Annotated in this window: 21 protein-coding genes; 17 read left to right on the forward strand and 4 right to left on the reverse strand. The window is 70.3% G+C overall.

Going from position 1 to position 18889, the window contains the following annotated elements; translation table 11 throughout:
* Positions 1 to 6 precede the first annotated feature (6 nt).
* Complete coding sequence (locus ACIBJB_RS14270) at positions 7 to 2202, reverse strand: MMPL family transporter (RefSeq protein ID WP_398930149.1); 2196 nt, start codon at positions 2200 to 2202, stop codon at positions 7 to 9.
* A 256-nt stretch (positions 2203 to 2458) separates the two neighbouring features.
* On the opposite strand from ACIBJB_RS14270, the gene ACIBJB_RS14275 reads away from it, so the two are divergent.
* Genes ACIBJB_RS14275 through ACIBJB_RS14295 form a run of 5 tightly spaced genes read left to right on the forward strand, consistent with a single transcriptional unit; the run spans position 2459 to position 7701 of the window.
* On the forward strand, positions 2459 to 3835 hold the full coding sequence (locus tag ACIBJB_RS14275; protein WP_398930151.1) for an MmgE/PrpD family protein: 1377 nt from the start codon (positions 2459 to 2461) through the stop codon (positions 3833 to 3835).
* Positions 3836 to 3890: 55 nt separating this feature from the next.
* Positions 3891 to 5120 (forward strand): MFS transporter, encoded by a 1230-nt coding sequence (locus ACIBJB_RS14280; RefSeq protein ID WP_398930153.1) that lies wholly within the window; start codon positions 3891 to 3893, stop codon positions 5118 to 5120.
* Positions 5121 to 5176: 56 nt separating this feature from the next.
* Positions 5177 to 6538, forward strand: coding sequence for an acyclic terpene utilization AtuA family protein (locus ACIBJB_RS14285; RefSeq protein ID WP_398930155.1), 1362 nt, complete (start codon positions 5177 to 5179; stop codon positions 6536 to 6538).
* Between the two features lie 3 nt (positions 6539 to 6541).
* Positions 6542 to 6865, forward strand: coding sequence for a DUF4387 domain-containing protein (locus tag ACIBJB_RS14290; RefSeq protein ID WP_398930157.1), 324 nt, complete (start codon positions 6542 to 6544; stop codon positions 6863 to 6865).
* On the forward strand, positions 6862 to 7701 hold the full coding sequence (locus ACIBJB_RS14295; RefSeq protein WP_398930159.1) for an alpha/beta fold hydrolase: 840 nt from the start codon (positions 6862 to 6864) through the stop codon (positions 7699 to 7701). Before ACIBJB_RS14290 ends, ACIBJB_RS14295 begins: the two co-directional genes overlap by 4 nt.
* 204 nt (positions 7702 to 7905) lie before the next feature.
* On the opposite strand, the gene ACIBJB_RS14300 is transcribed toward ACIBJB_RS14295, so the two are convergent.
* The 3 genes from ACIBJB_RS14300 to ACIBJB_RS14310 all read right to left on the reverse strand — a co-directional run bounded on the left by ACIBJB_RS14300 (position 7906) and on the right by ACIBJB_RS14310 (position 10437).
* Positions 7906 to 8835, reverse strand: coding sequence for an anti-sigma factor RsbA family regulatory protein (locus tag ACIBJB_RS14300; protein WP_398930161.1), 930 nt, complete (start codon positions 8833 to 8835; stop codon positions 7906 to 7908).
* Positions 8832 to 9137, reverse strand: coding sequence for an STAS domain-containing protein (locus ACIBJB_RS14305; protein WP_398930163.1), 306 nt, complete (start codon positions 9135 to 9137; stop codon positions 8832 to 8834). Before ACIBJB_RS14305 ends, ACIBJB_RS14300 begins: the two co-directional genes overlap by 4 nt.
* 70 nt (positions 9138 to 9207) lie before the next feature.
* Complete coding sequence (locus ACIBJB_RS14310; protein WP_398930165.1) at positions 9208 to 10437, reverse strand: PP2C family protein-serine/threonine phosphatase; 1230 nt, start codon at positions 10435 to 10437, stop codon at positions 9208 to 9210.
* A 310-nt stretch (positions 10438 to 10747) separates the two neighbouring features.
* On the opposite strand from ACIBJB_RS14310, the gene ACIBJB_RS14315 reads away from it, so the two are divergent.
* The 12 genes from ACIBJB_RS14315 to ACIBJB_RS14370 all read left to right on the forward strand — a co-directional run bounded on the left by ACIBJB_RS14315 (position 10748) and on the right by ACIBJB_RS14370 (position 18889).
* Positions 10748 to 10951 carry a cold-shock protein gene (locus tag ACIBJB_RS14315; protein ID WP_007379522.1) on the forward strand — a complete coding sequence of 68 codons (204 nt, stop codon included), beginning with the start codon at positions 10748 to 10750 and terminating at the stop codon, positions 10949 to 10951.
* 125 nt (positions 10952 to 11076) lie between these two features.
* Complete coding sequence (locus ACIBJB_RS14320) at positions 11077 to 11787, forward strand: YqjF family protein (protein ID WP_398930167.1); 711 nt, start codon at positions 11077 to 11079, stop codon at positions 11785 to 11787.
* Positions 11784 to 12422, forward strand: a complete 639-nt coding sequence (locus ACIBJB_RS14325) for a hypothetical protein (protein ID WP_398930169.1) — start codon at positions 11784 to 11786, stop codon at positions 12420 to 12422. Before ACIBJB_RS14320 ends, ACIBJB_RS14325 begins: the two co-directional genes overlap by 4 nt.
* Positions 12423 to 12469: 47 nt before the next feature.
* Positions 12470 to 12853, forward strand: coding sequence for a hypothetical protein (locus ACIBJB_RS14330; RefSeq protein ID WP_398930171.1), 384 nt, complete (start codon positions 12470 to 12472; stop codon positions 12851 to 12853).
* Positions 12850 to 13038: a hypothetical protein gene (locus tag ACIBJB_RS14335; protein ID WP_398930173.1), complete on the forward strand. Its 189-nt coding sequence runs from the start codon at positions 12850 to 12852 to the stop codon at positions 13036 to 13038. The genes ACIBJB_RS14330 and ACIBJB_RS14335 overlap by 4 nt, the downstream gene beginning before the upstream one ends.
* 181 nt (positions 13039 to 13219) lie before the next feature.
* Entirely contained in the window at positions 13220 to 14869 is a 1650-nt protein-coding gene (gene ctaD / locus ACIBJB_RS14340) for a cytochrome c oxidase subunit I (protein WP_398930175.1), read from the forward strand.
* Between the two features lie 10 nt (positions 14870 to 14879).
* Positions 14880 to 15374: a DUF2243 domain-containing protein gene (locus tag ACIBJB_RS14345; RefSeq protein ID WP_398930177.1), complete on the forward strand. Its 495-nt coding sequence runs from the start codon at positions 14880 to 14882 to the stop codon at positions 15372 to 15374.
* Entirely contained in the window at positions 15371 to 16273 is a 903-nt protein-coding gene (locus ACIBJB_RS14350; RefSeq protein WP_398930179.1) for a cytochrome c oxidase assembly protein, read from the forward strand. Before ACIBJB_RS14345 ends, ACIBJB_RS14350 begins: the two co-directional genes overlap by 4 nt.
* 196 nt (positions 16274 to 16469) lie before the next feature.
* Positions 16470 to 16787 carry a hypothetical protein gene (locus tag ACIBJB_RS14355; protein WP_398930180.1) on the forward strand — a complete coding sequence of 106 codons (318 nt, stop codon included), beginning with the start codon at positions 16470 to 16472 and terminating at the stop codon, positions 16785 to 16787.
* A 116-nt stretch (positions 16788 to 16903) separates the two neighbouring features.
* Positions 16904 to 18106 carry a hypothetical protein gene (locus ACIBJB_RS14360; RefSeq protein WP_398930182.1) on the forward strand — a complete coding sequence of 401 codons (1203 nt, stop codon included), beginning with the start codon at positions 16904 to 16906 and terminating at the stop codon, positions 18104 to 18106.
* Position 18107: 1 nt separating this feature from the next.
* Positions 18108 to 18677 (forward strand): hemerythrin domain-containing protein, encoded by a 570-nt coding sequence (locus ACIBJB_RS14365; RefSeq protein ID WP_398930184.1) that lies wholly within the window; start codon positions 18108 to 18110, stop codon positions 18675 to 18677.
* 14 nt (positions 18678 to 18691) lie between these two features.
* Positions 18692 to 18889, forward strand: coding sequence for a hypothetical protein (locus ACIBJB_RS14370; RefSeq protein ID WP_398930186.1), 198 nt, complete (start codon positions 18692 to 18694; stop codon positions 18887 to 18889).

The following is an 18889-nucleotide window of genomic DNA, read 5'->3' on the forward strand; positions in this document are numbered from 1 at the left end:
CATCGGTCAGGTGCCCACCGGGGTGGAGGGCCGGACGGGAACCTGAGGCGGGGTCTGGAAGTCGCCGCCCTCGACGTCGAGACGGGGCAGGAAGCGGTCCAGTCGGCGGGGCAGCCACCAGGCCCGGTCACCGAGAAGAGCCATGACCGCGGGTACGAGGGTCATGCGGACCAGGAAGGCGTCCACCAGGACCCCGAAGGCCAGGGCGAAGGCGATCGGCATGATGTCGGCGTCGTACGAGAACAGGAAGCTGACGAACACCGAGATCATGATGAGGGCGGCAGCGGTGACGACGCGGGCCGCGTTGCGGGCGCCGGCGACGATGGCGACGCGGGCGTTGCGGTGGTGGACGTAGTCCTCCCGCATGGCGGACACGAGGAAGACCTCGTAGTCCATGGCGAGACCGAAGAGGACGGCCATGACGATGATGGGCATGAAGCTCGCCACCGGGCCCTCGCTGCTCACCCCCAACGGGCCGGCCAGCCAGCCCCATTGGAAGACCGCGACTGTGGCTCCGAAGGCGGCGCCCACCGAGAGCAGGAATCCGATGGTGGCCTTGAGGGGGATGGCGACGGACCGGAAGGCGATCATCAGCAGGAGCAGGGAGAATCCGACGACGACGATCGCGAAGGGGGCCAACGCACCGCTGAGTTTGTCGGCGACGTCGATGCTGACGGCGGTCATCCCGGTGACGGCGATGGAGCTGCCGGTGGACTGGGCGAGGGGCCGCATCTCGGTGCGCAGGCGGGAGACCAGGTCGCTGGTCTGCGTCGTCCGGGGCCCGGTGGTGGGGATGATCCGGATGCGGGCTGCGGTCTTGTCGTCGGCCACATCGACGCCGCTGACGTCCGCGATGCCCTGGACGCCATCCAGCGTGTCCTCGACGGCGGTGGCCGTGGCGGTGATGACGGCCGGGTCGTCGTCCTCGACGAGGATGACGAGAGGACCGTTCGCTCCGGGGCCGAAGGCGTCGCCGACGGCGTCGTAGGCCTGACGGCTCGACGAGGTGGTGGGACTGTTGCCTTCGTCGGTGACCGCGACCTTGAGCTGCAGCGCCGGGAGGGCGAGGGCGACGATGCCGACCGATCCGAGGATCAGGGTGCGTACCGGCCGACGCAGCACGTCCTCGGTCCAGCGCACCCCCAGCGGGGTCCGGCCACCGCGTGCCTTCCGGCGGCCCGCGCGGGCGCCGGGCTTGGGGACGAGCCTGCGGCCGAGCATGCCCAGCAGCGCCGGCAGCAGGCCCAGGGCCAGCAGGACGGCAGCGGCGACGGCTCCCGCGGAGGCGAGGCCCATGGAGGTCAGCATGGGGACGCCGGCGACCGAGAGACCGGCGAGGGCGATGATCACGGTGGCGCCGGCGAAGACGACCGCGCTGCCCGCGGTGGCGTTGGCCCTGGCGATGGACTCCGCGACGGGTACGCCCGAGGCGAGCTGGGCACGGTGCCGCGAGACGATGAACAGGGCGTAGTCGATGCCGACGGCGAGCCCCAGCATGATGGCCAGGGTGGGCGCGTTGTCGCTCACGCCGCACACCGTCGCCAGGCCCATCATGGCCGCCATGGCGCCGACGACGCCGAGGACGGCCGTGAGCAGCGGCAGTCCCGCGGCGGCGAGCGATCCGAAGGTGATGACGAGGATGACCAGCGCCACGCCCATACCGATCAGCTCGGTGGGCCCGACGGGAGGGTGCGACTCCTCGTAGGCGTCCCCGCCGTAGATGATCTTCAGACCCGCCTGCTCGGCCTGGCGGCCCGCGGCCTTCACCGCGTCAAGGGTGGCGGCGGGTACGTCCTCGTCCGCCCTGGTGGTGAACTCGACCTCCGCCACCGCGGTACGTCCGTCCTCGGAGACGGTGCCGTCCTCGGCCGGGTCGCCGACCTCGCTCACCCCGCTCACGTCGCTCGTCGCGGCGAGGGCTGACGCCAGCGACCGCTCCAGGCCGGGATCGGTCACCGTCCGGCCGGCCGGGGCCTGGAAGACGATCTGCGCGGACTGCACGTCCGGGGCCGGGAAGTGACGGTCCATCCGGGTCAGCGCCGTCTGTGCCGGTGACCCGGGGATGGAACCGCTGTCCTGGAAGGATCCGGCGAACGAGAATCCGAGGCCGATCACCGCCCCCAGGACCAGGAGCCATGCGACCACCATCGTTCGCCACCGTCGAGCGCCGAGCGCGCCCAGCCGGTACAAGAGCGTAGCCATGCCTTCATCCCTCATCGGTAGTGGACTGAGGCTCTGACTCTTCTCGGCGAACTTGACGGGCGCCCTCCGGTGACCCTGAGGGTTTCTTGACGGTCGTACCGCGGTGTCCTCAAACGACGCCCCCCTGTCTGTCCGGTCCCACTGGTTGACAATGATGCTGTAGCAAATACGCTACTTCATATCGCTATAGCAAGCAGCACTGCCGGTCGGAGAACGGGGCCAGGACTCGACCGCCACCTCACGAAGGGGGACCCCCATGCCTCTCGCGGACGAACTCGGTTCCTACGCCACGTCGTTGCGCTACTCCGACCTCAGCGCCCACGCCGTCCACACGGCCAAGCAGCGTCTCGTGGACAGCGTCGGCTGCGGACTCGGCGCCTTCGACGCGCCGCCCTCGCGCAACGGCCGGGCGTTCGCCGAGGCGCATTCCTCAGGGGCGGCCACCGTTCTGGGCACGCGGCAGACGACCACGCCGGACATCGCCGCGTTCGTCAGCGGCACGATGGTGCGTTACTTCGACTTCAACGACGGCTACATCGGCAAGGAGGTCGGGCATCCCAGCGACAACATCCCGGCCTGTCTGGCGGTCGCCGAGTCCGAGGCCGCCTCCGGCGAGGACCTGCTCCTCGCGATCGTCCTCGCCTACGAGATCCAGTGCGGGTTCCAGGACGCCGCCAACCTGCACCGCGGAGGATGGGACCACGTCAACTACGTGCTTCTGTCCTCGGTCGTCGCGGCGGGCCGGCTGATGGGTCTGTCGCCAGGGCAGCTGACCGAGGCGATCAACATCGCCATGAACGGCCACATCGCACTTCGGCAGGCACGCTCCGGGACCCTCTCCCAGTGGAAGGGCTGCTCTGCTCCCAACGCCGCGCGCAACGGCATCATCGCGGCGGAGCTCGCCAGCCACGGCTTCACCGGGCCGTCACCCATCTTCGAGGGGGAGATGGGCTTCATGAACCAGATCACCGGCACCTTCTCCGTCGACGTCGGCGGGTTCGGGAACCGGGACAACCAGTCCTACGCCGTCTCGCGGACCCTGACCAAGATGCTGCCGACGAACGGGGAGATGCAGACGGCCGTCTGGGCCGCACTCTCGATACGGGAGCGGATCTCGGATGTCGAGGCGATCGACTCGGTACAGGTCGACACGACCTACGTCGGCCACCACTTCCTCGGCAAGGACCCCGAGAAGTGGAAGCCGACCACGCGGGAGACGGCTGACCACAGCCTCCCCTACACCGTGGCCCGGGCGCTGACGGACGGCGCGATCACCATCGCGTCCTACAGCGACGAGGCGATCGCGGATCCAGCGGTCCTGGCGCTCACTCAACGCGTCTCGGTCCGGGAGGATCCCGCGCTGACCGCCCTCTTTCCCGAGTACATCCCCAACCGGGTCACCGTCAGGCTCGCCTCCGGTGAAGTGCTGACGGAAGAGGTTCACGACGCCCCGGGCGGAGGGCGGGTGGCGATGACGGACGAGCAGTTCGAGGAGAAGTTCCACGGACTGCTGCGGCCGCTCGCACCCGAACCCCAGCGCGCCGAGATCCTCGCCCTCCTCTGGGGCGTCGAGAGGCTGGCAGACCTGTCACCGCTGCTTCGGGCCACGGCACTTGACGCCCCGCATGGCTGACAGCAGCGCCACCTCCAGGCCCGTTTCGTCGACGCCGATCATCACCCCGCGACGGATGAGCGCCGGAACCGTCCTGTGGGTGACGCTCGCCGTCTTCGCACAGGAGTCGGTGTGGAACTTCTACGACGCCCAAGTCCCCACCGAGCTGCGGCATTACATCACCTCCGCCGGCCTGGTCGGGCTGATCATGGGCATGGACAACGTGCTGGGCGTGCTGATCCAGCCGTGGATGGGCTTCCTCTCCGACCGCCGCGCCCGCGCCGGCAAAGGCCGATGGGCGATCATCCTCACCGGGGCCGCCATGGCCTCCGTACCCTTCGCCCTGATCCCGTGGACGCACAACCTGCCCACCCTCATGGTGTGCGTCGTCGCCTTCGCGGCCACGGCCAACGCCTTCAAAGGGATCACGGAGACCCTGGTCTCCGACTACGTCGACCCCGGCCACCGCGGCAGGGCCCAGGGCTTCGTGAAGGCCGGGGTCAGTCTCACCATCGTCGTGTCCTCCCTGATCAGCCTCTTGGTCGTCGACCGCAGCGTCACCCTCGCCTTCGCCATCTCGCCCGTCCTGATGCTGCTGATCCTCACCGTGTCCTGGACCTTCCTGGGACGCCGGCCCACCTCCGCCGCACTGCCACGCCCTGATGACAGTGACCGTGACCCGGCAACGGACACCGACTTCACCTCGCCCTGGGCGGTCGTGAGAGACCTGGTCCGCGAGCCGTCCGGCGCGCGAGCCCTGCTCATGCTCGGCATCTTCTGCTTCGCCGGCATGTGGTCCGCCGTACGCGCACTGCTGACCCCGTACGGCACCGAGGCCCTGGGCCTGTCCCGCGGGGCGGCCGGCGGGCTCGCGCTGCCCGGCGCCATCGCCTTCCTGGTGTGCGTGGTGCCCCTCGCCTACGCCTCGTCCCGGCTGGGACAGGTCCGCGCCATGCGCTACGGCGTCGGCCTGTTCGTCATCGGTCTGCTCATCGGCTTCGCCGTCCCCACCACGCCCGGCACGGTCGCCGCGATGGTGGTCACCTCCGTCGGCTACGCGGCTTTCGCCGTCAACGCCCTGGTGGCGTTGTGGGGTCTCGCTCCCAGCAGACACGTCCTGGGCACCTACACCGGGCTGTACACCGTGGCCTCCTCCACCGGCGCGGCGCTCGGCCCCGCCCTGCTCGGCCTCACCGTCGACGCGACCGGCTGGCGCTTCATGCTCCTGAACGGCGCGGTGTTCGCCGCGATCACCTTCGCCGTCTTCACCCGCCTGGCCCGTCGAACCACCTCCGCACCGGCCTGACCATCCACCGACCAACCGACTCACCGATCCACCACGCCACAGAAACGGAAGCCCCCATGGAGTTGCGCATCCTCGCCCCGACCGGAGCGCTCGGCGCCGGCTTCGACGCCGAGGCGTTCCACCGCGGCGTCGCGGCCCGCCCCCATGTCATCGCCTGCGACGCGGGATCCACCGACTCCGGACCCTCCGCCCTCGGATCCGGCACCCCCAAACTGTCCGACCAGGCCGTCACCCGCGACCTGCGCCTGCTGCTCACCGCCCGCGACAGCCTCGAGGTCCCGCTGATCATCGGCTCGTGCGGCACCAGCGGCCGGGACGTAGGGGTCGACCAGGTCGCCGCTCTGGTACGCGACATCGCCGCTACCGAGAACCTGCACTTCACGCTGGGCCTGATCTACTCCGACCAGCCGGCCGAGCGTCTCGAGGCCCTCTTCGACGCCGGCCGTCTCCAGCCCCTGCCGCATGCCCCCGCCCTCGACCGGGAGGTGTTCCGGCGCGGTCACACGGTCGCCATGATGGGCGTCGAGCCCATCGAGGAGGCATTGCGCTCCGGCTGCGACGTCGTCCTCACCGGACGGGCCAGCGACTCCGCGCTGTTCGCCGCGCTCCCCCACATGCGGGGTGCCGACCCCGGACTGACCTGGCACATGGCCAAGACGATCGAGTGCGGTGCCGCCTGCGCGATCCCCCCGTCCGCCAACGGCCTGCTCGTCCGCCTGCGCGATGACCACTTCGATGTCACCGCGCTCGCCGACGGCAGCCGCCTCACCCCCCGCTCGGTCGCCGCCCACACGCTGTACGAGAACGCGGATCCGTACCACATCACCGAACCGTCCGGCACCCTCGACACCACCGACGCCACGTACGAAAGCGTCGACGACCGCACGGTCCGGGTGCGTGGGGCGCGTTTCGTCCCCGCGGACGGCTACACGAACAAACTGGAGGGAGCCGAGCTCGTGGGCTACCAGACCGTCATCGTCGGCGGCGTGCGCGACCGGGTCGTCATCCGGCGCCTGCCCGAGTTGGTGCCCTTCGCCAAGAAGTACTTCGCCGACAAGATCCTCGACGTCTTCGGCGGCACCGTGGACCCCGACGACGTGGACATCGACTTCCGCCTCTACGGCGAAGGAGCCGTGCTGGCCACCGCGGAGCCGGAACCGCTGCGGCCCCGCGAACTCGGCGTCCTCATCACCGTCACCGCCCCCGACCAGGCGACCGCGCATGCCGTCGCCACCTTCGTCGCCCACGCGAGCAGCCACCTGCCCGTCCCCGAGTACGACGGCCTGGTCTCCACCCTCGCCTACCCGTACTCCCCTCCCGAGACGGACCGCGGACCGCTGTACCGGTTCACCCTCCACCACGTCGTCACCGGCGTCACCCCGACCGAACTGTTCCGCACCGTCACCGAGGAGCTCTAAACCATGGCCACCCTGCTCGACCACTGCTCCCTGGTGCGCTCCAAGAACGCCGGGCCCTTCACCCTCACCTTCGACTTCATGTGCCACGACCAGGCGGCCTACGACGCCCTCGTCGCCAGCGGCTTCCTGTGCAAGGAGCTGTTCTCCGACCTCTACGGCACCGATCCCGCCGACATCCTGCTCGTCAACCACCCTCTGGCCCTGGCCGTCAAGGTGTCCCTGCCCCGCCCGACGGTCCAGGGCGACCTGCGCGACAACGACTGTTACGCGGGCCAGCAGTACGCCCCGCTGATGGACCTCTCCGTGACCGAGGAGCACCCCGCATGACCACCGAACGCCCGCTCGCGCCCTGGGACCTGCCCGCCGGCCACCCCGGCGTCACCTTCCTCACCGGCCCCACGGCGCAGTTCGCCCTCGCCCGCGACCCCCGGTTCTCCTACTGCCTCTACGTCCCCCGGCACCACGGCCCCGACGGTCCGCCCCGACCGCTGGTGATCGCCGTCCACGGAACAAGGCGCCGTAGCGAAACGGTCCGCAACGCCTTCGCGGACTTCGCCGAAGCTCACGACTGCGTCGTCCTCGTTCCGCTCTTCCCCGCCGGGATCACCGGCCCCAACGACGTGGACAGCTACAAGCTCCTGTCCCCGACCGGGTTCCGCCCCGACGAGCTGCTGCTGGCCATGGCCGAGGAGGCCGCCGCCCGCTGGCATGTCCGCACCGACCGCTTCCACCTGCACGGTTTCTCCGGCGGCGGCCAGTTCGCCCACCGCTTCGCGTACCTCCACCCCGGCCGGCTGGCCTCCCTGTCCGTTGGCGCACCCGGACGCGTCACCCTCCTGGACGCCACCAGGCCCTGGCCATACGGCACAGCCGACCTGCATGAGCAGTTCGCGACCGACATCGACCCGGCCGCCCTGCGGGACCTGCCCGTCCAACTGGTCATCGGCGGGAACGACACCGGCACCGCCGATCTGCCACCCCTCGACGCACCGGGAGCCGCGCCCGCGGGCAGCAGCCGTATCGAACGCATCACCGCACTGCGGGCCAACTGGCACGCCCACGGGATCGACGCACGCCTGGACGTCGTCCCCGGCGTGGCCCACGACCAGTTCGCGTGCCTACCGGCAGTCCAGCAGTTCCTCGCCTCGCACATCACTCCATGAGGAGGGCGCCGCCGGTGCCTCCCCACGCTTGGGCACCCGCGGTTCAGCCCCAGCGCAGGACATCGTCCGACATAGCGGTCACTGTCCCGTCCAGGGTGGTGGCCTCCGCTCGTCGTACCCGTCCGCGCCGCGGCGGGCGGCTGCCCGCAAACGGAGGACCGGCCTGTCCGCGGTGAGCGGTGCCGGGTGCCTGCGGGGAAGGGGTCAGCGCCGGCGGATGTAGCAGCGAATGGCCGTTCCGTCGGGGCCGGTGTGGATGCGTACGAGGTCGGCGAGGGAGTGCACGAGCAGCAGACCGCGGCCGCCGAGCTTGTCCCGTGCGGGTGGGCGACGACCGGCGAGCGGATCATCCAGGTCCCCGTGGTCGCGCACCTCGCACACCACGTGGCCTCCGTCGGCCCACACCCGCACGATGCCGGAACCCCCGCCGTGCACCACGCTGTTGGTGGTCAGCTCGGCCACGATCAGGGCCACGTCCTCCAGGCGGCTACCGGAAAGACCGAACCGCTCGGCCTGTTCGACCGCGAAGTGCCGGGCGCTCGGCAACTGGTCGGCGTGGAAGGCGAGTTCCTCGGCCGCCGCCGGCTGCTCCAGGGGCTGGTTATAGCGTGCGACCACATACTCGGGGGCGTAGGCGGTGCTGGGCCGTTCGCTGCCGCCGGAGAGGATCAGGGGATGCGTCGCGTACGCGTCGCTGAGTACCTGTTCGTCGAGGCGGTCGGCGTCGTACGGGCACAGAATGGTGACGTCCCGGCCTTGGAAAGCCGGGTTGATCAGTGCCTCGTGCTGCACGCACGCCGGGTACTCCACGGTGCTGCGGCCGGCCCAGATCGGCTCGCCGATGATCCGCACCCGCGTCTGGCGATGGGTGTCCGCGAAGGCGCGCAGCACCCTGGGAATGATCCGCCCCGGGTTGCGCCCCGCCTCGGTCATGTCGAGGAACGTCACGTGTGCGACGTCCTCGCCCAGAGCCGCCTTGAGCAGGGCGAGGTTCGGCCCCGGCACGGCCACCGCCACCGGCTCCCGGGTCTTCAGGCCGTCGCGGACGAAGGGCACCGTGCCGCGCAGGTACTCCTCCTCGCCTCGGTAGAACAAGGCGGGGTGAACGAACGGTTCTACGCCGGGAGCCGTCATCGCCCCATCATCTCGACCACCTCGGCAGAAAGCAGGTCCGGCCAGAACATGTCCAGAACGCGCCGCAGGGTGGCGGGCGGCTCTTCGAGCACGATGCGTCGCCCTTGCGGAAGGCCCTGGGCGGTCATGGCCAGGGCGGAGACGCCGGCGACATCGACGAAGGTGACCGCTGAAAGCTCCAAGTGGCAGGTCTCTTCGTCGCTCCGGGCAAGTCGGTCCAGCGTCTGTTCCCAGGCCGGGCGGGTGAGCAGACTGATCTCGCCCGCCGCCCGCCAGCCGGGCCGGTCCGTCAGCGGGAGCATGCGGAGAACGCTCCCCGGCGGGCCCGACGATGCCGCCGGCGCGTCCGCCTGCCTCGAACTGTCCACGCAGTCACCCCTGGTCGCCTGCTGCCTTGATCCCCAGTATCCCCGTTGTCTCCCCGGGGCCGGTCCCGACCGGTCGGGGGCGATCACCGTGCCAGTCCAGGATCAGCACCGTGGCGTCGTCCTTGAGGCTGCCGTGGCAGGCATCGAGGACCGCGCCCGTCAGGGCCCGGACGGCTTCTCGCGGGTGCAGCGCGCGGGTGTCGTGAATGACCGAGGTCAGGTCGGCGGCCGCGGCACCGCGCTCCTGCATGCCGTCGGTGAGAAGGATCAGGCGGTCCCGGGGGCGCAGTTGCAGTTCCTGGACGCGGTAGGAGGCGGGTGCCGCCACACCGAACGGCAGGTTGACGGCGAGCTTGACCTCTTCGACGGTGCCGTCACGCAGCCGCAGCGGCCAGGGGTGGCCGGCGTTGACCAGTTCGCACAGGCCGGTTTCGAGGTCGACGCACAGCAACTGTCCGGTGGCCAGCCCGCGGCTGTGACTCAGCAGGGCCTGGTGGGCGTGGTGGGCCTGCTTGAGGGCGTCGCAGCCACTGCGGCGAGCCCGCCGCAGCGCGCCGACCAACAAGGTGGCCAGCAGTGCGGAGTTCGTGTCGTGGCCCATCGCGTCGGTGATGGACAGGTGCAGGGTGTCGCGGTCGAGGGTGTAGTCGTAGGTGTCGCCACCGATGTCGTCGGCCGGGACCAGCCCGGCGGCGAGGGTGAACTGGGCCGCCTCGCAGCAGGGGGCCGAGGGAAGCAGCTGGTGCTGGATCTCCGCGGCCAGACTGGTCTCGGTGGTGCGCCGGCCCAGGTGGTAGAGGTCGGTGAAACGCCCGTCCGTGACGATGATGTAGGCCAGCGTGTGTGCCGCGTCGCGGACCTGCCGCAGCACGGTGTCGTCCACGGACTGCAGGGTCACCTCCAGGACGCCGATGCAGTCGCCGCGGTTGGTGACCGGCGTGATGACGCGTTGTCCGTCCTGGCCGTCCGGCTCCACGTGCTGGCGCTGGCTCCGCAGCACGCTGTCGTAGACGCTGCCCTGCAGGTTGATCGGCTCCGCCTGGTGCGCGACCTCGTCGTCGGCCGCGGCGAGCCGTACCAGCCGCTGACCGATGAGGTCGACGAACAGGAAGGACACCCGCTGCGCACCGAACCGCTTCTGCAGGTCGCGGGCCACCACGTCGACGGACTCACCGGGCGGGGCCGCTTCCGCAGCGGCCAGCAGCTCGCCCAGTTCCAGATCTCCACCCTCCACAGCAACCTCCCATCGGCTGTCGCACCTTCTTCCCCGCATCTCCGCGACGTCACCCGACGTGGCCGAGGTGGCCGAGGTGGCCGACCTGCCCGGGCAGAGAGAGGTCCAGGAAGTACGCGACACCGGCCCCGTCCTGATGGCGGCTGCCGCTTCCCGGGTGTAGCGTCGTGACCTAGCAGTCGTGGTTCCGAAGTCCCGTTCGCCCGTGATCGCCATCACGGGCGTTCTTGCGTTCAACGCCTCTCCGGACCAGGGCGATCACCTCCGGGCACGCAAGGTGCGGGCCCGGTTTCCCTCGAAGGAGACTGTCGTGGCCAAGGGCACCGTCAAGTGGTTCAACAGCGAGAAGGGCTTCGGCTTCATCGAGCAGGAGGGTGGAGGCCCCGACGTCTTCGCCCACTACTCCAACATCGCCGCCCAGGGCTTCCGCGAGCTGCAGGAGGGCCAGAAGGTCGAGTTCGACGTCACCCAGGGCCAGAAGGGCCCGCAGGCGGAGAACATCCGCCCCGCCTGATCGCGCTGTGAGGCGAGGCCCGGCGAACCCAGTGGGTTCGCCGGGCCTCGTCGCATGCCGGGGGCAGCTCCGCCGCCCCCACGACCTGGGCGTTTCCGCGGTCCCCGGGTGGGGACCCGGTGGTCGTGGTGGCGTACGGAGCGGAACAGCGGGTGCGGGTCCCGGCTCTCCGGGCCCGCTGGCGCAGACAGGCCTTCGTGCACTGGCCCTTTCCGCCGGAGGCGGTGCAGGCCCTCCTGCCCCGGGAGCCGGCCGTGGACGAGTACGACGGGGTGGCGTGGGTGGGTCTCACGCCGTTCGTGATGGCGGACGTGCGCCCCGCGGGCGTTCCCGCCGGCGTCCCCGGGCTGCCGTCGTTCGCGGAGACCAACCTGCGGACCTATGTGCGACGCGAGAACGGCCGGGACGGCATCTGGTTTCTGTCCATCGACGTGGCCTGCCCCCTGATGCCGGCCGCTCGTGCCGTCGGGGCGCCGTACACCCTGGGAGCCCTGAGCGTCGCCACGGACGGCGACACCGTGTCGTACGCCGGCTCGCGCGGGGCGGGCAACGTCTCGTACCGCCTGGACGTCCGTCCCGGTGATCCCGTCCAGCCGTCGGAACGGGACGTGTGGCTGACCTCGCGCCGGCGTGCGTACACCCGTCGGCTGGGCCGTCTCTGGGAGACGCCCGTGGAGCACGAACCCTGGCCGCTGACGTACGCGGCCGTCGACGTGCTGGAGGAGACGCTGACCCCCGCGGTGGGCCTGCCCGCCCCGCTCGACGAGCCCGTCGTGCACTTCTCCCCGGGGGTCGAGCACGTCCGGCTGGGACCCTCCCGGCCCTTTCCCACGTGAGCGCGCCGACCGGCGGGGCCCTGCGCGGCGGACGGCTGCGCTTCGACGGCTGGATCGCCGGCCTGGGCACGGCGTCCGGGACCCGCATCGTGCTGGGGCACTGGTCACGGTCGCCGTTCGGGCCGTTCAGCGACGTGATGCTGGAACGGCCCGACCGAGAACGGCTGCTGCTCGCCCCCACCCGGCAGACGGCGGAATTCGTCGCCGGTACCTACGTCTTCGACACCGTACGCGTCGTCCCGGTCCGCGTGCGCGTCGCGGACGGGACCTGGAGCGTCACCGCGGGGCCGCTCGACCTGCGTTTCGTGACGGGTCGCAGACGGCTCCTCGGGCTGCTGCTGTGCGCGGTGCCCGGCGTGCTCGCCGGACGGCCGGGCTGGTGCACGCTCACGTCCCTTCCCGCCCGTTTGCTGCTGCCCGGCGTACGCACCCGTGGCAGTGCGCGGGCGGGCCGCCGGGAGTGGTACGGCGCCCGGGACCTGCGGCCCATCCACGCGGTGTCGGCGGCCTACGACGGAGACGACCTCGGTGCGATGGCACCCGTCGTTCCGCCCGTGCGCTTCGGATTCGGGTCCGTGCCGAGGCGACCCGCGCTGACCCGGGTCACGACCACGGTGGCCCTCGAGCCGGACTGAGGACACACGGCCAGGGGTACCCGGCAGGCCGGACGAAGGAGTGACGCATGGGCAGGACGAGCGCTCGGGATCCCGGACAGGGTGTCGCGGTCGCGCGCGGGGTCTTCAACGTCGTGGGTGGACTGTGGCCGTTGGTGCATCTGCGCAGCTTCGAATGGATCTTCGGACCGAAGACCGACGTGTGGCTCCAGAGGACGACCGGCGGGCTCCTGGTCTCCGCCGGTCTCGCCCAACTCGCGGCGGCTCCCGGTCCGCAGGGGCCCGTCCAGGCCCGCCGTATCGGACTGGGCACGGCCCTGACACTGCTGGCCGTGGATCAGCACCTGGCTGCGGTCCGTCCCCGGAAGGGAAACCGCACGAGTGAGGAGGGGGACAGGTTGAGCAACCGACCCAGCGCAGACACCGGACACCCCGCAGGAGGCCGACGATGAGTGAACAGACCCCGTCCCAGGCGGAGGGCGAACGCCCGGAGGACAGTCCGGAGGAGGAGACGTCCGGCCGTCGTGACGTGCACCGAACGACCCCTTCGCAGGCGGAGGGCGAGAACACCGAGGACGAGGACACCGAGCAGCGGGAAGAGCGCGCGGAGTGGGAGAGCGGCTGGTCCGGTCCGTGAGGCGCGACGGGGTCCGGAGCCTCCGAACCGGTGCACCAAAGCCCCCAAACCGGTAGGAATGACTTTCGGCAGGCTGGTTACACGCTGCCCGGAAGAAAGACCTGGCGTTGCACCGGAGGGCGGCTGATGGCCACATACACCGAACCGGTCGCTCCGGTCCCGGCGGCGCAGCAGAGGCCGCGTGGTCGTGTCCTGGCTGACCACGACCGACCACAAGAAGATCGGGCACCTCTACCTGATCACCTCGTTCTGCTTCTTCCTGATCGGCGGCGCGCTGGCGATGGCGCTCAGGGCGGAGCTGGCCCGGCCGGGACTTCAGCTGCTGTCCACCGAGCAGTACAACCAGGCGTTCACGATGCACGGCACGATCATGCTGCTGCTCTTCGCGACGCCGACGTTCGCCGGGTTCGCCAACGCGGTCATGCCGCTGCAGATCGGCTCCCCGGACGTCGCCTTCCCGCGGCTGAACATGTTCTCCTACTGGCTGTTTCTCTTCGGCGGCCTGATCGTCCTGGGCAGCTTCCTCACCCCGCAAGGTGCCGCCGACTACGGCTGGACCGCCTATACCCCGCTCAGCGGCCCCATCCGCAGCGGCTATGTCGGAGCCGACCTGTGGATCATGGGGCTGGCGCTGGCCGGCTTCGGCACCATCCTCGGCGCGGTCAACTTCATCACCACCATCATCTGCATGCGCGCCCCCGGCATGACCATGTTCCGGATGCCGATCTTCACCTGGACCGTGCTGCTCACCTCGGTACTGGTCCTGCTGGCCTTCCCGGTTCTGGCCGCCGCCCTGCTCGCCCTGGAGGCGGACCGGCGCTTCGGCTCCCACGTCTTCGACGCCCAGTACGGCGGACCGCTGCTGTGGCAGCACCTGTTCTGGTTCTTCGGGCATCCCGAGGTCTACATCCTGGCCCTGCCGTTCTTCGGGGTGATCAGCGAGATCATCCCGGTGTTCTCGCGCAAGCCGATCTTCGGGTACGTCGGTCTGATCGGCGCCACCATCGCCATCACCGGCCTGTCGGTCACCGTGTGGGCGCACCACATGTTCGCCACCGGGGCCGTGCTGCTGCCGTTCTTCTCGTTCATGAGCTTCCTGATCGCCGTCCCGACCGGAGTGAAGTTCTTCAACTGGATCGGCACGATGTGGAAGGGCTCGATCTCCTTCGAACCGCCGATGCTGTGGGCGGCGGGCTTCCTCGTCACGTTCCTCTTCGGCGGGCTGACCGGCGTCATCCTCGCCTCGCCGCCGATGGACTTCCACGTCACCGACAGCTACTTCGTGGTGGCGCACTTCCACTACGTCCTGTTCGGCACCATCGTCTTCGCGATGTTCGGCGGATTCAGCTTCTGGTGGCCGAAGATGACCGGCACCATGCTCAACCACCGCCTGGAGAAGATCCACTTCTGGACCCTGTTCGTCGGCTTCCACACCACGTTCCTGGTCCAGCACTGGCTCGGCGCCGAGGGCATGCCCCGCCGCTACGCCGACTACCTGGCCGCCGACGGCTTCACCGGCCTCAACACCGTCTCCTCCGTCGGCGCCTTCCTGCTGGGCCTGTCCACCCTGCCCTTCCTCTACAACGTGTGGAAGACCGCCAAGAAGGGCGAGCGGATCGAGGGCGACGACCCCTGGGGATACGGCCGTTCCCTGGAATGGGCCACCTCCTGCCCGCCCCCGCGCCACAACTTCGCCGAACTCCCCCGCATCCGTTCCGAATCCCCCGCCTTCGACCTGCACCACCCGAAGACGGCCGAGCTGGACCAGAAGGAGCACTCCGGCAGGCGTGACGCGATCGACGCCGAGGGGCACGAAGGCCAACGATCCTGAGGGGGGAGCCATGAGCCCATCGGTCCGGCCGGACGCCAGCCCGGGCACGCGCACCGAACCACGCAGGTCGATGGCCGTGTGCGCGCTGATCGGGGGCGCGGTGACGGCCGCGGTCGACGAGATCGTCTTCCACCAGATCCTGGGCTGGCACCACTTCTACGACCGCGCCACCACCAGTGCGGGCCTGCTCTCCGACGGGCTCCTGCACACCGCCGAACTGCTCGCCCTGTGCGCCGGTTTCTTCCTCTACGCCGATCTGCGCCGCCGTGGATCCCTGTCGGCGCCCCACGCCTGGGCGGGCCTCCTCCTCGGCATGGGCGCCTTCCAGCTGTTCGACGGCGTCGTGGACCACAAGCTGCTGCGCCTGCACCAGATCCGCTACGGGGTGGACGTCACCTCCTATGACGTGGCCTGGAACCTCGCCGGCCTGCTCCTGCTGCTCACCGGCGCCGGTCTCGCCGTGCGCGCGGCGCGGCGGCACGGTGACGGCGGACCGCCGGCGTGAAACCCGGGCATGTCCATCCGGGCCCCGCCGTGGGACCGGGACCGTCCGAGCTGGTCGTCGCCGGGGCCGCGCTGCTGGTGACCGTCGGCTACCTGGCGGCGGGGCGGCTGCGGCGGCGCGGGGACGTCTGGCCCCGCGTCCGGGACGCCTCGTTCGCCGCGGGAGGTCTGGGAACGGCCTGGGCGATCCTGGCCGAGCCGTGGGGCGGGCCGTTCACCCAGCATGTGGTGCGGCACCTGGTCGTCGGCATGGCGGCCCCGCTGCTGTTCGTCGCGGCACGCCCCCTCACCCTCGCCCTGCGCGCCCTGACGCCCGGCCGGGCACGGCGACTCCTGGTGACCCTCGCGCACTCCGCTCCCGTCGGGCTGCTGCTCTTTCCGCCCCTGGCGGCCGTCCTGGACATCGGCGGGCTCTGGCTGCTGTACCGCACGGAGCTGTTCGCGGCCACGGCGCACCGGCCGCCGGGGCACGGCGCGGTACAGGTGCACATGGTGGCGGCGGGGCTGCTGTTCACCTTCGCCGTGTGCGGGCTCGATCCCGTGCGTCGCCGCTGGAGTCTCGCCGTGCGCGGCGCGACCGTACTGACCGCCGGTACCGCGCACGCCGTGCTGGCCCGCACGCTCTACTCCCGGCCGCCGCCCGGCACCGGCTTCACCGCCGCCGACCTTCATCAGGGCGCCCAGTGGATGTACTACGGCGGCGACCTCATGGAAGCGGGCCTGGCCGTGGTGATGGGGGTGAGCTGGTACGCCGGCGCCGGGGGTTTCCGGACAGAGCGGTTGACCGGCCCGGCCGGGGAACTCGTAGGCCATCACAGGACTCCGGCGGCCGGAGGGGAGTCATGGACAGGACGGTACGGACCTCGCACGACGATCCGACGCGGCAGAAACGGCTGGTGATCTATCTCAACGACCACCTGGCCGGTGCGACGGCGGGTGTCGAGCTCGCCCGCCGGACGGCTCAGGAGCACCGCGGGTCGGCCTACGGCGAGACCCTGGAGAGCCTGCGGAAGGAGATCTCGCAGGACCGGCAGGCACTGGTACGTCTCCTTGCCGACCTCGACGTCCCCGTCAGGCACTACAAGACGTACGGAGCGTGGCTGGGCGAGAAGGCCGCACGGATGAAGCCCAACGGCCGTCTGCTGCGCCGCTCCGGGCTCGCGCTGCTGGTCGAGTCGAGGCTCTGCGGCTGGGGGCGCAGGGCAAGGCCTCGCTGTGGCGCGGTCTGCTCGCCGCGTCGGCACAGGACTCGCGCCTGGACGCCGACCGGCTGGAGGCGTTGCTGCGCAGGGCGGAGCAGCAGATCAGGACCATGGACGCCCTGCACGCGAGGATCGCCACAGCACTGCTTTTCCCCGTGACCGGGCAGGAACCCGCGTCGACGGCCACGGCGGGCACGAGCTCCTCGAGGTGACGGTCCTCGCCGGGTGGCCGATTCGGTCCCACCACGCCCTTCACGTTTCGGTTACAGGACACGGGCACGGGTACTCGCGCGGCTCTGTTTCGGGCCCATCAGCCTAGGAGACGCACATGGGCTTCAACCCACTGGAACACCGGGGCATCCCCCTGGACCGCCAGTTGCGCAACTGGCGGGAGCTCGACGTCGAGCCCGTGGATCCCGACCACGGTGACCCGTACACGAAGTGCCGCATCATCGCGATGAACGGCATCGAGGTCGAGGCGATCCTCTTCAGCCACCAGTTCGCCCGCCACTGTCCCGACCTCGACGTCAAGCGGCAGCTGGCGGAGGTCCGGTACATCGAGCAACAGCAGCAGAAGGCCGTCAACTGGCTGCTGCCCGGTCTCGCCTCGGTCCTGGAGACGACCATCTCCTACGAGCAGGTCGCGGTCGATCTCACCGGCTGGATCGCCCGCCACGAGCCCGACCCGTATCTGAAGCAGGCGTACGAGTTCGGCGTTCTGGAGGACTTCGACCATCTGTACCGGTACGCCAACCTCTACGAGATGATCGAGCACCGCAAGGCGGAGTCGATCGTCGAGGGGCTCACGGAGGTGATGCCGGGACGGCCGACCAAGTTCCACCACCGGCATCCGGCCGACAACGTGCGCGAGCCCTACGACCGTTCGACGGTCAACCCGCTCTCCCGGCTGCACGCGCTGACCATCATGTCGGCCGAGCAGCAGACCATGAACTTCTACATGAACGTCGGCCCCCAGTACATGGAGCCGATCGCCCGCCCGCTCTACCAGGAGATCGGGCTGATCGAGGAGGAGCACGTCACCCACTACGAGTCCCTGGTCGACCCGGGAGAGTCGTGGTGGGAGCAGCTCGTCACCCACGAGTACAACGAGTGCTACGTCTACCACTCCTTCATGGAGCAGGAGCCCGACCCCAAGGTGAAGGCGATCTGGGAGCTCCACCTGAACATGGAGCTCGAACACCTGCGGATCGCCTGCGAGCTGATGCGCCGGCACGACGGCCGGGAGCCGCAGGAGATCCTCGCGCCGGAGCTGCCGAACGTGCTGACCTTCGAGGAGAACAAGCAGTTCGTACGGGGCCTGCTGGACACCCAGATGGATCTGACCACCCTGGGCACCGGGTATGTCCGGGACGCCCACGAGCGGTTCGAGAAGATGCAGGAGCAGATCCACGGTGGCGAGGAGCCGCCCAGTGAGCGGGTGATGGCTCAGCACCGGGAGCTGTTCGGCCGCGAATACCGCATCGAGTCGGAGGGCGAGCACCCCGACGTCGCTTCCCGGGAGAGGAGCTGACATGGCGGGGATCGCGGCGAGCGACGCCGATGTCGTGGCCCTGCTGATGCGCCGGCACGGTGACATCCGCAACCTCTTCGACGAGGTGGAGCGGACCGCCGGGGACGAGCGCCGGGCGGCGTTCCGGAACCTGGTCCGGCTTCTCGCCGTGCACGAGACGGCCGAGGAGGAGGTCGTCCGTCCCTTCACCCGCACCTCCGTGCCGGACGGCGCGAAGGTGGCCGACGAGCGGCTGGCCGAGGAGCGGGAGGCGAAGGAACTGCTGTCGCGGCTCGACGGGATGGACACCGACGACGCCAAGTTCCTGCCCGAACTCCTGACGCTGCGCCTCGACGTGATGAAACACGCCCGCGCCGAGGAGCGGTACGAGTTCAACCACATCCGCCGGCACGCGGACAAGGCCCGTCTGGCCTCCATGGCGTCCGCCCTGAAGGCGGCGGAAGCGATGGCACCGACCCACCCGCACCCCGGGACCGAGTCGGCGGCCAAGAACATGACCCTGGGGCCGGTCGCCGCCCTGGTCGACCGCACGCGGGACGCCGTACGCAAGGCCATGGGCAAGGACGGCTGACCACTCCCGCATCCTTGTCCGGCAACACGATCCTGGGCTGTGGCTTCGGCAGTGACGGCCGCGGCTCAGGAGTCAGGTGTCCGGCTGCGGGTACGCGGTCGGCCTCCGAGCTCGACTTCGTCGTCCGCCACCACTCCGGCCGCCTGGACGACGACGCCACCGTCCTGCCGGCCGAATGGCGCGCCGGCCACCAGCACCGGCTCGTCCCCTGA

This window comes from Streptomyces sp. NPDC050759, from assembly GCF_044456945.1.
Classification (GTDB): domain Bacteria; phylum Actinomycetota; class Actinomycetes; order Streptomycetales; family Streptomycetaceae; genus Streptomyces.

Excerpts from the sequence above, each read along its gene's own strand:
- ACIBJB_RS14270 (WP_398930149.1), bottom strand. The coding sequence starts at position 2,202 with ATGGCTACGCTCTTGTACCGGCTGGGCGCGCTCGGCGCTCGACGGTGG.
- ACIBJB_RS14275 (WP_398930151.1), top strand. The coding sequence starts at position 2,459 with ATGCCTCTCGCGGACGAACTCGGTTCCTACGCCACGTCGTTGCGCTAC.
- ACIBJB_RS14280 (WP_398930153.1), top strand. The coding sequence starts at position 3,891 with ATGAGCGCCGGAACCGTCCTGTGGGTGACGCTCGCCGTCTTCGCACAG.
- ACIBJB_RS14285 (WP_398930155.1), top strand. The coding sequence starts at position 5,177 with ATGGAGTTGCGCATCCTCGCCCCGACCGGAGCGCTCGGCGCCGGCTTC.
- ACIBJB_RS14290 (WP_398930157.1), top strand. The coding sequence starts at position 6,542 with ATGGCCACCCTGCTCGACCACTGCTCCCTGGTGCGCTCCAAGAACGCC.
- ACIBJB_RS14295 (WP_398930159.1), top strand. The coding sequence starts at position 6,862 with ATGACCACCGAACGCCCGCTCGCGCCCTGGGACCTGCCCGCCGGCCAC.
- ACIBJB_RS14300 (WP_398930161.1), bottom strand. The coding sequence starts at position 8,835 with ATGACGGCTCCCGGCGTAGAACCGTTCGTTCACCCCGCCTTGTTCTAC.
- ACIBJB_RS14305 (WP_398930163.1), bottom strand. The coding sequence starts at position 9,137 with ATGCTCCCGCTGACGGACCGGCCCGGCTGGCGGGCGGCGGGCGAGATC.
- ACIBJB_RS14330 (WP_398930171.1), top strand. The coding sequence starts at position 12,470 with ATGGGCAGGACGAGCGCTCGGGATCCCGGACAGGGTGTCGCGGTCGCG.
- ACIBJB_RS14335 (WP_398930173.1), top strand. The coding sequence starts at position 12,850 with ATGAGTGAACAGACCCCGTCCCAGGCGGAGGGCGAACGCCCGGAGGAC.
- ACIBJB_RS14345 (WP_398930177.1), top strand. The coding sequence starts at position 14,880 with ATGAGCCCATCGGTCCGGCCGGACGCCAGCCCGGGCACGCGCACCGAA.
- ACIBJB_RS14360 (WP_398930182.1), top strand. The coding sequence starts at position 16,904 with ATGGGCTTCAACCCACTGGAACACCGGGGCATCCCCCTGGACCGCCAG.
- ACIBJB_RS14365 (WP_398930184.1), top strand. The coding sequence starts at position 18,108 with ATGGCGGGGATCGCGGCGAGCGACGCCGATGTCGTGGCCCTGCTGATG.